This window comes from Xanthomonas sp. BRIP62418 (assembly GCF_003993495.1).
GTDB classification, from domain to species: domain Bacteria; phylum Pseudomonadota; class Gammaproteobacteria; order Xanthomonadales; family Xanthomonadaceae; genus Xanthomonas; species Xanthomonas euroxanthea.
On record NZ_QEZG01000040.1, the window covers coordinates 271,446 to 284,990 of the forward strand.

Sequence of the window (13,545 nt, forward strand, 5' to 3'; positions counted from 1 at the left end):
ATGCGGCTAACGCCCGGCGTGTTATCCCGAACGCCGATCACAACAGGGAGTGCCGTATGCGCGCCATTCGTTTAGCTCATCCTGCAGGTTTGAACGCATTACATGCCGTTGCGCTGCCAGACCCCGGGCAGCCGGCACGCGGTCAGATCAGAGTGCGGCTGCACGCAAGCTCGCTGAATTTCCACGACCTTGGCGTGGTGTCGGGGCAGGCACCGACCGCTGATGGCCGCATCCCCATGTCCGACGGCGCCGGTGTAGTCGAGGCCGTCGGGCCGGAGGTGGATGAGTTCGCCGTCGGCGACCATGTGGTATCCACCTTCTTTCCCGACTGGCTGGATGGCGAGCCGCTACGTGCCGGTTTTGCCACCACGCCTGGCGATGGCGTGGACGGGTATGCGCGTTCTGCAGTCGTGGCCGCGGCGCACGCGTTCACGCATGCGCCGGTCGGCTACAGCCATGCCGAAGCGGCCACCTTGACCACGGCCGGCGTCACGGCATGGCGTGCCCTGGTGGTCAATGGCGGACTCAAGGCCGGCGATAGCGTGCTGGTGCTCGGCACCGGCGGTGTGTCGATCTTTGCATTGCAGTTTGCCAAGGCGATGGGCGCCACCGTCATTGCGACATCGTCGTCCGACGAAAAGCTGGCCAAGGCGCGCGCGCTGGGTGCAGACCACGTGATCAACTACCGGCAGCATGCCGAGTGGTCGGCGCAGGTGCGGGAGATCACCAACGGACGCGGCGTGGATCACGTGGTCGAGGTCGGTGGGCCGGGCACGTTGGCGCAATCGATCCGTGCTGGACGGGTGGGCGGGCATATCGCCTTGATCGGCGTGTTGACCGGTGCCGCCGGTCCGGTGCCGACCGCGGAAATGATGGTCCGGCAGCAGCGCCTGCAAGGGCTGGTGGTCGGCAGCCGCACGCATCAGCAGCAACTGGTGCGTGCGCTGGACGCCTTGCCGCTGCGGCCGGTGATCGATCGCGCCTTCGCGCTGGACGAGATCGCCGACGCGTTTGCGTTGCAGCAGGCAGGCGGCCACCTGGGAAAGATCGTGCTGGAGTTCTAGGAGCAGTTGCAAACTGCCGCGCTTGCCACCGGGCGGGCGCGGCTGCTGCGCCGAGTCGGCATGTACCACGCCGAGACGCCAGGGCCTGCACGCTGTCCATGCGCGCCTGGCAACTGCGCGCTAGGCGTGGGTTGCCGCTGCAGTTGATCGTTCGCATCCGGATGTTCTCTACCTGGATGTTCTCTACACAGTGCGCCCGGCTGCGCCAGGCGCTCATGGTGAAGCGGAAAAATGACGGAGCGCGCGTCGCGTAGAGGCTCTGATCGTCGTCGCCCACGCAGCTGGCAGGGATGCGGGCATCCCTGCCAGCATGTCGAGAAAACATCTTGCATCACCGCAAGCGCTGCGACCCGCTGTCCACTCACACACGCGCTGCCGGTGCGTCTTGATCGATGCGCAGGCCGGCGCGCATCGCATGCCAACAATGATGAGCGCGTTTCATAGGCACATGCCGTCCATGCCGCCAATGCCTGCCTGCAGCGCCTCTAGAATCAAGGCATACCGCAGATTCACACCCGCACACACGCGCTGCATGCTCACGCGATTGTGACCAGCCGCGCTGCACATTATTTAAGAACTGTATAAGCCAGCATTGTTGGAGATGCCAGCCATGAGAGATATCAAGATGACCCGTCGCGAGGTACTGATCGCTGGCACGGCGTCGGCAGCCAGCGTTGCCGCAACCCAATCGATGGCTGCAACTGCCGCCACTGCGATGTCGCAGCGGCAGGCAGTCGAGCCTGCCAATGCATCGAGCCAGGTTGCGTTCGAAGTCAACGGCAAGCCGGTGACGCTGACCCTGGACAATCGCACCACCTTGCTGGATGCCCTGCGCGAACACCTGCAGCTGACCGGCACCAAGAAAGGCTGCGACCACGGCCAGTGCGGTGCCTGCACCGTGATCGTCGATGGGCAGCGGATGAATTCCTGCCTGTCGCTGGCGGTGATGCACCAGGGCGGCAAGATCACCACCATCGAAGGCCTTGGCACGCCGGACAAGCTGCATCCGATGCAGGCGGCCTTCGTCAAGCACGATGGATACCAGTGCGGCTATTGCACGCCCGGGCAGATCTGTTCGGCAGTGGCGGTGCTGGACGAGGTCAAGCGCGGCATTCCCAGCCACGTCACCGAAGATCTCACCGGCAAGACCCGGCTCACCACGCCGGAATTGCAGGAACGGATGAGTGGCAACATCTGCCGCTGCGGCGCGTATTCCAACATCGTCGATGCGATCAACGAAGTTGCCGGAGAGCGCGCATGAAGGCGTTTAGCTACGAGCGCGCGACCTCGCCCGCCGATGCAGCGGCCAAGGCGGCGCGTCAGCCGGGTGCCAAATTCATCGCAGGCGGCACCAACCTGCTCGATCTGATGAAACTGCAGATCGAAACGCCCTCGCACCTGATCGACGTCAACGGGCTGAGCCTGGACACCATCGAGGAAACGCCGGACGGCGGCCTGCGCATCGGTGCGCTGGTGCGCAATACTGGGCTGGCAGCCGACGCCCGCGTGCGTCGCGATTACGCCGTGCTGTCGCGCGCGTTGCTTGCAGGTGCCTCGGGGCAGTTGCGCAACCGCGCCACCACGGCGGGCAACCTGTTGCAACGTACGCGTTGCCCGTATTTCTACGACACCAATCAGCCGTGCAACAAGCGCCTGCCGGGCAGCGGGTGCGCGGCCATCGGCGGCTTCAACCGGCAGTTGGCGGTGATCGGCGTGAGCGAAGAATGCATTGCCACCCATCCCAGCGATATGGCCATTGCGATGCGCGTCCTCGATGCGGTTGTCGAGACCGTGCGTCCGGATGGACAGACGCGTGCGGTGCCGCTGTCCGAGTTTTATCGTGCGCCCGGCAAGACGCCGCACCTGGAAACCGTCCTGGAACGCGGCGAACTGATCACCGCGGTAAGCCTGCCCAAGCCGCTCGGCGGCACGCATGTCTACCGCAAGGTGCGCGACCGCGCCTCGTATGCATTTGCCCTGGTGTCGGTTGCGGCGGTCGTGCAACGCGATGGCAGCGTGCGTGTCGGCGTCGGCGGTGTCGCCCACAAGCCATGGCGCAGCGAGGCGGCCGAAGCGCAGTCGCGCCAGGGCGCGCGTGCGATTGCCTCCGTGCTGCTCGACGGCGCACAACCCACCGAACACAACGCCTTCAAGCTGCCGCTGGTTGAGCGCACCTTGACCGCGATCCTGGCCGACACGAGGGCCTGATATGAAATTCGACACTCCCGCCAGTACCAACCCCATCGACCAGCTCAAGGTCGTCGGCAAGCCGGTCGATCGTATCGACGGTCCGCTCAAGACCACCGGGCAGGCGCCGTATGCCTACGAGCATCACGACCTGCCTGGACGTGCCGCCTACGGCCATGTCGTCGGTGCCGGCATCTCCAAGGGCAGCATCCGCAGCATCGATCTGAGCGCTGCGCGCAATGCGCCAGGCGTGCTCGGCATCGTCACCGCGCAGAATGCAGGCAAGCTGCAGAAAGGCAAATACAACACCGCCAAGTTGCTGGGCGGCCCGGAGATCCAGCATTACCACCAGGCCATTGCGGTGGTGGTGGCCGAGACCTTCGAGCAGGCGCGCGCCGCAGGCCAGCTGATCAAGGTCGACTACGGCCGCCATGTCGGTGCCTACGATCTGGAGAAGGCACGCGATGGCGCCAAGGTCACCAAGGAGGGCGGGGCGCCGAACAGCGCAGTCGGCAATTTCGATAGCGCCTTCGCGGCAGCCCCGGTGCAACTGGATGCCGAATACACCACGCCGGACCATTCGCACGCGATGATGGAGCCGCACGCATCGATCGCCATGTGGGAGGGCGACAAGCTCAGCGTGTGGACCTCCAATCAGATGATCGACTGGAGCACGGGCGATCTGGCCAGGACGCTCGGTATCCCGCGCGAAAACGTGCGTCTGATGTCGCCGTATATCGGTGGCGGTTTCGGCGGCAAGCTCTTCCTGCGTGCCGATGCGGTGCTGGCCTCGCTGGCCGCACGCCAGGTCGGACGCCCGGTCAAGGTGATGTTGCCGCGGCCGCTGATCTTCAACAACACCACGCACCGCCCGGCCACCGTGCAGCGTATCCGTATCGGCGCACAGCGCGATGGCAAGATCACGGCGATTGCGCATGAGAGCTGGTCCGGCGACCTGCCCGAGGGCGGGCCTGAGATTGCGGCCGCGCAGACGCAGTTGCTGTATGCCGGTGCCAACCGCCTGATTGCCACACGCCTGGCCGTGCTCGATCTGCCCGAAGGCAATGCGATGCGTGCGCCTGGCGAAGCGCCGGGGTTGATGGCGCTGGAAGTGGCCATGGACGAAATGGCCGAGAAGCTGGACATGGATCCGGTCAAGTTCCGGATCGTCAACGATACCCAGGTGGATCCGGAAAACCCGCAGCGCCCGTTCTCGCAGCGTCAGTTGGTCAAGTGCCTGGAAGATGGCGCAAAGCGTTTCGACTGGTCCAAGCGCAAGGCCAAGCCGGCCAGCAACCGCGATGGGCGCTGGTTGGTCGGCATTGGCGTGGCCGCGGCGTTCCGCAATGCACCGGTGATGACCTCCGGCGCGCGCATGCGCCTGGAGCAGGGCGGTCGCGTGGTGGTGGAAACCGACATGACCGATATCGGCACCGGCTCCTACACCATCATTGCGCAGACCGCCGCAGAAATGATGGGCGTGCCGCTGGACTGGGTGGATGTGCGGCTGGGCGATTCCAGTTTTCCTGCCTCGGCTGGCTCCGGTGGACAGTGGGGTGCGAACAGCTCCACCGCCGGTGTCTACGCCGCAGCGGTGAAGCTGCGCGAGGCCGTCGCCAAGCAGCTGGGGCTGGACCCGGCCAAGGCCGAATTTGCCGACAGCCATGTGCGTGCCGGCGGCAAGCGCATCGCGCTGGGCGATGCGGCCGCCAATGGTGCCTTGGTGGTGGAGGACAAGATCGAGTTCGGCGACCTCTCCAAGACGCATCAGCTGTCGACCTTTGGCGCGCACTTCGTCGAAGTCGGCGTGGATATCGCCACTGCCGAGGTGCGCATCCGCCGCATGCTCGCGGTGTGTGCGGCTGGACGCATCCTCAATCCCAAGTCTGCACGTAGCCAGGTCATCGGCGGCATGACGATGGGCGCGGGCGCGGCCCTGATGGAAGAGTTGGCGGTCGACAAGCGGCTGGGCTTTTTCGTCAATCACGATCTGGCCGGTTACGAAGTGCCGGTGCATGCAGACATCCCGCACCAGGAAGTGATCTTTCTCGAAGAGAGCGACCCGATGTCGTCGCCGATGAAGGCCAAGGGTGTCGGCGAGCTGGGCATCTGCGGCGTGGCCGCGGCAATCGCCAATGCGGTCTACAACGCTACCGGTGTGCGCGTCCGTGAGTACCCGGTGACGCTGGACAAGCTGCTTCCGCATCTGCCCGAGCTGTTGCGCGCGTGAGTGCGATGGTGGCCCCGGTCACGCATGCGGCGCCGGCCGAGCCGGCGTGGCCGGCATGGCCAAGCTACGCGTTGCACGATGACCTGCTGCCGACGCTCAGCGCCTGGCATCGGGCGGGCCAGCGCGTGGCCATCGCCACGCTAATCGACGTGCAAGGCTCCTCGCCGCGCCCGTTGGGCAGCGAGATGGCCATCAGTGCCGATGGGCGGGTGGCCGGCTACGTCTCGGGCGGGTGCGTGGAGGCGGCAGTGGCGCACGAAGCCATCGCCGCCTTGCGTGACGGCACCCCGCGCTGGCTGGACTACGGCGAAGGCAGCCAGGTGTTGGATATCCAGCTCAGCTGCGGTGGCCGTATCGGCGTGCTGGTCTGGCCGGTACAGGATCTTGGCGAGCATCTGGCACGCTGGCGCAACGCGCGCCAGCATCGTCGCCCGTTTCATGTTGCGCTGGATCGGACCACCGGTGCGGTCCGTTACCCGGTGAGCACGCAGGATCTGCGTCCCGACGAATTCCTGCGCACGCATCGCCCGCCGCTGCGGCTGGTGCTGGTCGGTGCCGATCCTGCGCTGCTGGTGCTGGTGTCACTTGCCAGCCAGATGGGCATCGAGGTGCGCGTGCTGCGGCCGCATGGTCCCGGCGAACCGCCGCCCGGACTGGCTGCGGACCACTACGATCGCCGTGCCTTGGGCGAGGCTTTGCAAGATCTGCATCTGGATGCGGACACCGCGCTGTACAGCCTTGCGCACGATGGCGACAGCGATCTGCAGGTCGCCTGTCGTGGACTTGCCTCCGGGGTCGCCTGCATCGGCATCCTGGGCAGTCGCCAGAAGCGTGAGGCACGCCTGCAGGCACTGCGTGCGCTCGGGTATGACGATGCGGCCCTGGCCAGATTGCGGCTGCCGGCGGGCTGGCGCATGGGGCACTCCTCACCGCACACGATTGCATTGGGCATCATTGCCGAAGCCATCCAGGCGGTGGCCGATGGGCAGGCCGCCGCGCTGGCCGGCTGAGGCTGTTGCGGTCAGGCGAGCGGGCAGCAAGGCGCAATCGCGTATTTGCATTGATTTCGATCTGCGGTGGGCCATCGCGTTGGTCTGTTGCTCGTAGCCGAGGTTTTCTGCTGCGGTGCGGCGCCGTGGAAAGCTGATGGTTGATAGGCCCTTGGGTATGTATTTACTGCATGCTCCTCGCGGCCGCGATTAACTGCCTTATCCCGCGCTGACACTTACGCACTGCGATGTTTATCGTAGCGCTGCCGTGGCCTTGTCTCCCCAATCGTCGAGCTGACATCGCAATGCAATGCCCGCCACGCCATTGGTCGGGTGCAGGGGGCGCCATCCAGCGCGAGCCGGAGACTGCGCTGCATTTAGTCACTCCGCGCGCACAGTTGAATCTCTACGCTGGCGCATCTCCAAAACCACGCCACGTCGCCATGACCGAACTACGTGATCACGATGACGACGTCGCTTGCGACGCAGCTCGATTGCCGTCGCCCGTCATTGCCGGCCCTTTATCCGCGACTTTGCGCGATGCCGGTTTTGACTGGTCTCCAATGCCGCCGGCATCGCGCCATCGTTCGCCTCGTGCGATGGCAGTTGACGCATGAGCAGCGATCACGTCGCGCTGCTGCTCGCCGCAGGTGCAGGACGCCGGCTGGGGCGTTCCAAACAATTGTTGCTGCGCGACGGTGAACCGTTGTTGCGGCGTTTTGCACGCATCGCGTTGCAGACGGGGCCACGCCGCTGCGTGGTGGTGCTGGGCGCCGATGCCGACGCGCTGAGCGATGTCCTGCAGGGACTGGAGGTGGAGGTGTTGCGCCACGCCGACTGGGCCGCCGGCATGGGCTCCAGCCTGGCGGCGCTGCGCCAGCATGTGCAGGACGATACCTCGCTGCGGCGCAGCCTGATCCTGGGGTGCGATCAGCCCGCGCTGGATGCGCCGCATCTGCGCGCCTTGCTCGAAGAGGCCGACCGTGCCGCCTCCGGGTGCGCCACCAGCGGGTATGCCGGTGTGCGCGGCATTCCCGCAGTGGTCACGCACGCGGCTTGGGCCGACGTGCCGCTGCAGGGCGACAGCGGCCTGCGTGGCTTGTTCGCCGGCCTGGACGTGCAGACCTTGGGCTGCGTCAGCGCCCCGGCGCTTGCGCTGGACGTGGACACGCCCGCCGATCTGGTCGCAGCGCAACAGCGTGGCTGGGTGGATGCGGATTGAGACACCGTGACGGGTGCAGCTGCGCGCTATCCGGCAGCCTGGCGGCAGAGCTGCATCAGGACCAGAGCACGATCGCTTCCCTGATCACCAGGACATAGCCCACCACCATTGCGGTCTTGACCGGAAACTCGAACTTCCTGAGCAGATGCATGCGACTCCTCCCCCGAGGCATTTCCACGAGCGACCAATTCCCTCGCGCCGTCTGCGCCCGTTGACGGCCACTTGCGACGTCGGTTCGCCGCTCGAGCGCGAATCTAGCGCCCGCCCTGATCGGTGTCACGTAGGAATTTTCCTACCTTCATGCCAGTGTCCGCCCGACGGTATTGGCATAAGCGAAGAAGCATTCTTGCTATGCCGGACGCGGGGCCCCTGGCCACTCTCCCGCGGCCCCTTGAGTAAGGGCGCGCCGGCATCCCCGGCAGGCCCATGGCCCCCCAGCGCCGGTGCGCTGCGCCTCCCCGCGCTGCCCACCTCAATCGTTCGATCGCTGCATCTACCGGCCGGAGGCCCTGATGGACGAGTCCCGCTATGTTGTCCGTATTCATCCCGAACAGGGCGGTTGGTGGGTCACCCGGCCGCAATGGTCGCCGCTGCGTTATCTGCGCGAGCAGGGCGCACTGGAAAATGCCGAATTGATGGCCAAGCTGCACTGCCTGACCACCGGTCAGCCCAGCGGCGTGGTGTTGCATACCGCCGAAGGCGATCGCGTGGTGCGTCGCTACGGCTGACCGGGCCGGCACCCTGCAGCAGGGGAAAGGCGGCGCTGACCGTCCGCCCTGGCAGGGCGGGGGGTGATCGCGCGCACCCGGCAACCTGCGGTTGCTTAAAATCCGGCCACTTCGTAGGCACCCCCGTGGTTGCGAGGATGGCCAGTCGACTGGATGCAGGCGATCGGCCATTCTTGCTGGGATCCGCACGTTGGCGGCTCCCAGTCGAGAGTGTCGCCCCAGTGAACGTTGCCGGTTCTGCCTTGATCCAAAACGATATCGTCGTCTTCGGCCTGATCGCCGCCACCTTGGGCGCGGTGTTCTGGACTTCCTCGCGCGAGCAGGGGCCGTGGCGCCGCTTCTACGCCGTCGTCCCGGCGCTGCTGCTGTGTTACCTGCTCCCAGGCATCTACAACACCGTTGGCCTGATCGACGGTGCCAATACCCGCCTGTACAACCCGATCGCGCGCGACGTGCTGCTGCCGGCCGCGCTGGTCCTGCTCACCTTGAGCGTCGACCTGCGCGCCATCCTGGGACTGGGGCCCAAGCTGGTCGCCATGTACCTGGGCGCATCGCTGAGCATCATGCTCGGGGCGGTGGTGGCGTTCTGGGTGATGGGCTGGCTGCATCCGGCCACGGTGGCCGGCGATACCTGGGCCGGCATGGCCGCGCTGGCGGGCAGCTGGATCGGCGGCGGGGCCAACATGCTGGCGATGCGCGAGGTCTTCAACGTGGACGCCACCACGTTCGGGCAGTTTGCGGTGGTGGATGTGGGCGTCGGTTATGTGTGGATGGCGGCGCTGATCTTCCTGGCCGGGCGCGCACGCAGCATCGATGCGCGCAGCGGAGCCGATAGCCGCGCGCTGGATGCCCTGCAGGCGCGCATGGCGCAGTTTCAGGCCGAACACGCGCGCATTCCCAGCCTGGCCGATCTGATGGTGATCGTGGCGGTGGCGTTCGGCGGGGTCGGGCTGGCGCATGCGCTGGCCACGCCGCTGGCCGCCTGGTGCAAGGCCAACCTGCGCTGGTCCAGCCAGTTCAGCCTGGACACGCCGTTCGTCTGGGTGGTGGTGCTGGCGACCAGCATCGGCCTGCTGCTGAGCTTCACCCGCGCACGGACGCTGGAGGGCGCTGGCGCGTCCAGGATCGGCTCGCTGCTGCTGTACTTCCTGATCGCCTGTATCGGCATGCAGATGGATCTGCTGGCGTTGCTGGACCGGCCATGGCTGTTCCTGCTCGGGCTGATCTGGATCGCGGTGCATATCGGGTTGCTATGGGGCCTGGGCCGCCTGTTGCGGGTGCCGTTCTTTTATTTCGCGATCGGCTCGCAATCCAATATCGGTGGACCGGCCTCGGCGCCGGTGGTGGCCGCCGCGTTCCACCCGGCCCTGGCGCCGGTCGGCGTGCTGCTGGGCACGATGGGCTACGCCACCGGCACGTATCTGGCCTATCTGGTCGGTATCACCCTGCGGGCGATGGCAGGCGCGGGCTGACCGGGCCTGCCGCTGCCTGGCGCGCCGTCGGACCGTGTTGCCGGGCGCGCGCGGGCGTTGCCACGCCTCTGCCGCAGTGTCGGATGCACCCGCTGCCTCCATGCGACAACCGTTCGCCAAGGGGGGGCGGCCACATCGAGTCGGGCACCGGCAGCGCCGGTGCCCGACCACGATTACTGCTGAAGACCGCGGCGCTGCGCTTCCTGCTGCGTGCTCTGCTGCGACTGCTGCTGGTTGTGCTGCTGCAACTGATCGACATTGCCGTGCGCCGGCTCGCTGGCTGCCGAGGCGGTCTGCACATGGCTGCGCAGATGCGCCGGGTCGTCCATCCGGCCCTGCACCGCAATCAGGCTGTCGCCATCGCGGTTGGGCACCAGGTGGTCGATCCGCTGCAGACCGTCGCTGCTGGCACGCGCGGCCACGCTGGCGGCGGTATTGAGAAACGCGGTGTCGTCGCGCAGGCCCAGGCGCTCGCGCTGGCCGTCCAGCCGCACCACCGCATCGTTGAACAACTGGCTGCCGGTACCTTGCGCCTGCACGGGCGATTGCATGTCCTGCGCCTTCATCACCGAGTCCATGCCGTGCAGGTCCAGGCGGTGCTTCAGCATCATGCCCGGCACCAGGCGTTGCCCGAACGACAACGGGTCCGGTTCCGGCAGCTCGATCTGATGGCCGGCCGCATTGGGCATCGCCCATTTCAGCGGGATGCTGTCTTCCTGCAGATGGGTGAGGATCTCGTTGCGGACGTGGTAGCCGCGGATCAACTCGCTGCTGGCGTAGTCCTTGGCCGCCGAGGCATCCAGCCCCTGGCGTTCCAGCGTGCGGTCGTTGACGCCAGCGGCGTTGTAGGTCACGGCGGGGATGTCGTTGACCATCGCCGATGCCGCCGCCAGACCGCCACCGAGCGAGTGTCCGGAGATCACCACCTGGTCGCCGAACGCCTGCTTGGCCTGGCTGCCGAGCTGGATCGCAGACGCGTACTGCGCGTCGTCGAAGCCCAGGCCTTGGCCGAGGTTGTGCTTCCAGTCCTTGCCTTCGTCGGTGCCGCAGAAGCCGAGCACCACCTGGCCCTGGTCGTTGCGGTAGAACGCGGCATCGAAACCGCTCTTGGCGTCGTGCAGCAGGCCGGGGTCGATACCGGCACGCTGCAGCGTGCTGTCGTCCATGCGCGTCCAGCCGTTGGGCAGGGGCGCGAAGGTTTCAGCGCTGCCTTCGCGTCGCTGCGAGGCAGTGGCGTAGAGGTCTTGCAGCACCGCCGGAAACTGGCGGTCTTCCGGCTGCGGTTGCTGTCCACGCATCGACTCTGCGAATGGCGTGGACGAGTGGGTGGAATCTGACGGGCTCATGCGCGGCTCCTTGCGTTCGTCGTGCGAAAAGCCCGCTTAGCGGCTGCTTTCCACGGGAATGTTGTGGGCGCTCAACCATGCGCGCACGTCCGCCCTGACCTGCTGGCCAGCGGCATTGAGCAGGCGATCGGGGGTGGTGAAGAAATACGCCTGAAAGGTTTTCTGTTGTGCGTTGCGCAGCGTCGGATCCACGCCGGCCTTGAGCAATTGCAGCACTGCCGGACTCGCCGCGCCGCTTTGGGCGGCCAGGTGCAGCACGCTGTTGCCGGTGTTGTCGACGCGCTGCAGATCGGCGCCGGCGTCGATCAACAGCGCGATCTGCGCATCGCGCTTGCTCTGCACGGCGCGGAACAACGGTGTCCAGCCGGCGCGCGCGCTGACCACGTCGATCGGCGCCTTGTGCTGCAGCAGGATCTTCAGGTACTCCGCGTCCTGCGCCATGGCGGCCATGTGCACGACCGTTTCCTGGTCCATGCCCGGCAACGACGGGTCTGCGCCTGCATCGAGCAATGCGGCCAGGGCGCGGGGTTGTTCATTCCAGATCGCCCACTCGAGCAGGGTGACGTTCTGATCGCCGTGTGCGGCGAGGTCGACTGTCGGTGCGAGTGCGCCGATTCGGGCGACGTCACCGTGCGCAATGGCGTTGGCGATATCGCTCAGGCCGGGGTCGCGGAAGGCGACGGTGTGATCGTGCAGCGTAGCTGACATGGTGGTTTGCTCCTTGGCACCGGGCGAGGCGGTGCATGAGACCGCGAAAAACGAGGTCGCAAGAACGAGCAGGGTGGGGAATCGCGGTTGCATCGAAATCTCCTTCTCCTGATCGCATTCCTGGTGGCACTGCGGTGTGTCCTTCCGCAGCCGGGCCGATCCTACCAGCTGCCCAACCGACGCGCGGTAAGATTTCGTGACATGCGCCGGCGCCTGGGTGCCGGCCGTTGAGGCCGCTCGCCGGGGTGGTGTCTGCATGGTGCCGATACACCCACGATGGGCTTCACACGCGGATGCACTCACAGCCAACGGTCACAACGCGGCCGGCATAATGGTGCTTTGCGAGCAGATGGGTGCAATGGTCTACGAATTACTGATCAGCGACTGCGATGGCGTGCTTGTCGACAGCGAGATACTGGCCGACCGGGTGATGCGCGAGGCGCTGGCGGCCTTCGTGCCGGCCGAGGCGTTGGAGCATTTGCTCGGGACAACGTTCGGGCAGACCACGCGTGAGGTATTGCTGCGCGTACAGGAACACTTCGCCGTGCAGCTGCCGGAGACCTTGCTGGCCCAGATCCAGGCGCGTAGCGAAGCCTTGATCAAGGCCGAGGTGCAGCCGATCGCCGGCGTGCGCGACGCATTGGAACAGATACCGTTGCCGCTGGCGGTGGCCTCCAACAGCCGCCGCCACAATGTGATCGCCTCGGTCGAACGGGTGGGGCTCACCGCACGTGCGGCGGGGAATGTCTTCGCTGCCGATATGGTGGAGCGTCCCAAGCCGGCGCCTGATGTCTATCTACTGGCTGCACGCACCCTGGGCGTTGCGCCGGAGCGCTGCCTGGTGATCGAAGACAGCCCCACCGGTGCGACTGCCGCATTGGCGGCCGGCATGCAGGTGCTGGGTTTTACCGGGGCCAGCCATATCCCGCAGGGGCATGCCGACACCTTGCGTCGGCTTGGCGTGCTGGCGGTGTTCGACGATATGCGCGATTTACCGGCGTTGTTCGAGCGGCTCACGCAAAAACGCGCTGGCTGAGCGCTGCTGACAAGAGTTGTTGAATGCGGTGTCGATGGCGGCGAAGTGGCAGCCAGCTCGTTCTTCAACCGCAGTCGGCCAGATCGTGCAATCGACTTGCGATAACAGAGCTGTTGAGCCGTAGCGTGGTTTGAGTGCAGTCAAACGCTCAGGTCAAAGTCCAGGTCAACAGCTCGGTGGGTCGAGGGCGCGGTGTCCTCACCGCTCGCGGGACACGCCGCAAGTACGTCCATGTAGGCGCGGTGGCGGCATCCATGCCGCCACACGGTCCCGCAACCGGCGAGGACACCGCACCAGACGCTTGGTCGGTGGTCGGTTGAAAACCTGCCTGTTGCCAGGCTTACCTCAAGACGCTGGGAAGTCTTGGGTTGCTCTACTGAAGTCTGGCTGTTGCTCGGCGTGCGCCTGAAAGCTGATCGGATGCCCCCTGATCCGACCAACGCACGTCATGTCCCGCTCGCAACCACGCACACCGACCCTCTTGACTGGTCCTTGCCCGCCCACCGTCGCGGGACCTTGAGCGGCATGGATGCCGCGCCAGAGCCTACAAGGACGTACTTGCG

The 13,545-nt window shown here is 66.1% G+C and carries 11 protein-coding genes; 9 read left to right on the top strand and 2 right to left on the bottom strand.

What is annotated here, in order from left to right; translation table 11 throughout:
* The first annotated feature begins 56 nt into the window (after window positions 1-56).
* From EO174_RS14185 to EO174_RS14220, 8 genes are all read left to right on the top strand, one after another.
* On the top strand, window positions 57-1,064 hold the full coding sequence (locus EO174_RS14185; protein ID WP_126945154.1) for an NAD(P)-dependent alcohol dehydrogenase: 1,008 nt from the start codon (window positions 57-59) through the stop codon (window positions 1,062-1,064).
* 601 nt (window positions 1,065-1,665) lie between these two features.
* Window positions 1,666-2,325, top strand: coding sequence for an aldehyde dehydrogenase iron-sulfur subunit PaoA (gene paoA, locus EO174_RS14190; RefSeq protein ID WP_256359916.1), 660 nt, complete (start codon window positions 1,666-1,668; stop codon window positions 2,323-2,325).
* Window positions 2,322-3,272 carry a xanthine dehydrogenase family protein subunit M gene (locus tag EO174_RS14195; RefSeq protein WP_126945157.1) on the top strand — a complete coding sequence of 317 codons (951 nt, stop codon included), beginning with the start codon at window positions 2,322-2,324 and terminating at the stop codon, window positions 3,270-3,272. Before paoA ends, EO174_RS14195 begins: the two co-directional genes overlap by 4 nt.
* Before the next feature lies 1 nt (window position 3,273).
* Entirely contained in the window at window positions 3,274-5,481 is a 2,208-nt protein-coding gene (paoC, locus tag EO174_RS14200) for an aldehyde oxidoreductase molybdenum-binding subunit PaoC (RefSeq protein ID WP_126945160.1), read from the top strand.
* Window positions 5,478-6,491 (top strand): XdhC family protein, encoded by a 1,014-nt coding sequence (locus tag EO174_RS14205; protein WP_164740210.1) that lies wholly within the window; start codon window positions 5,478-5,480, stop codon window positions 6,489-6,491. Before paoC ends, EO174_RS14205 begins: the two co-directional genes overlap by 4 nt.
* A 592-nt stretch (window positions 6,492-7,083) precedes the next feature.
* On the top strand, window positions 7,084-7,692 hold the full coding sequence (locus tag EO174_RS14210; RefSeq protein WP_126945163.1) for a nucleotidyltransferase family protein: 609 nt from the start codon (window positions 7,084-7,086) through the stop codon (window positions 7,690-7,692).
* A gap of 512 nt (window positions 7,693-8,204) precedes the next feature.
* Window positions 8,205-8,420 (top strand): hypothetical protein, encoded by a 216-nt coding sequence (locus tag EO174_RS14215; protein ID WP_104583112.1) that lies wholly within the window; start codon window positions 8,205-8,207, stop codon window positions 8,418-8,420.
* Window positions 8,421-8,641: 221 nt separating this feature from the next.
* Entirely contained in the window at window positions 8,642-9,892 is a 1,251-nt protein-coding gene (locus EO174_RS14220; protein WP_126945166.1) for a DUF819 family protein, read from the top strand.
* 173 nt (window positions 9,893-10,065) lie between these two features.
* Here the strand turns inward: EO174_RS14220 and EO174_RS14225 are convergent, their stop codons facing one another.
* Window positions 10,066-11,238, bottom strand: a complete 1,173-nt coding sequence (locus tag EO174_RS14225) for an XVIPCD domain-containing protein (RefSeq protein ID WP_126945168.1) — start codon at window positions 11,236-11,238, stop codon at window positions 10,066-10,068.
* A 36-nt stretch (window positions 11,239-11,274) separates the two neighbouring features.
* Window positions 11,275-12,039: an ankyrin repeat domain-containing protein gene (locus EO174_RS14230; RefSeq protein ID WP_164739169.1), complete on the bottom strand. Its 765-nt coding sequence runs from the start codon at window positions 12,037-12,039 to the stop codon at window positions 11,275-11,277.
* Window positions 12,040-12,277: 238 nt separating this feature from the next.
* On the opposite strand from EO174_RS14230, the gene EO174_RS14235 reads away from it, so the two are divergent.
* Entirely contained in the window at window positions 12,278-12,982 is a 705-nt protein-coding gene (locus EO174_RS14235) for an HAD family hydrolase (RefSeq protein ID WP_164740211.1), read from the top strand.
* The last annotated feature ends 563 nt before the right edge of the window (window positions 12,983-13,545 follow it).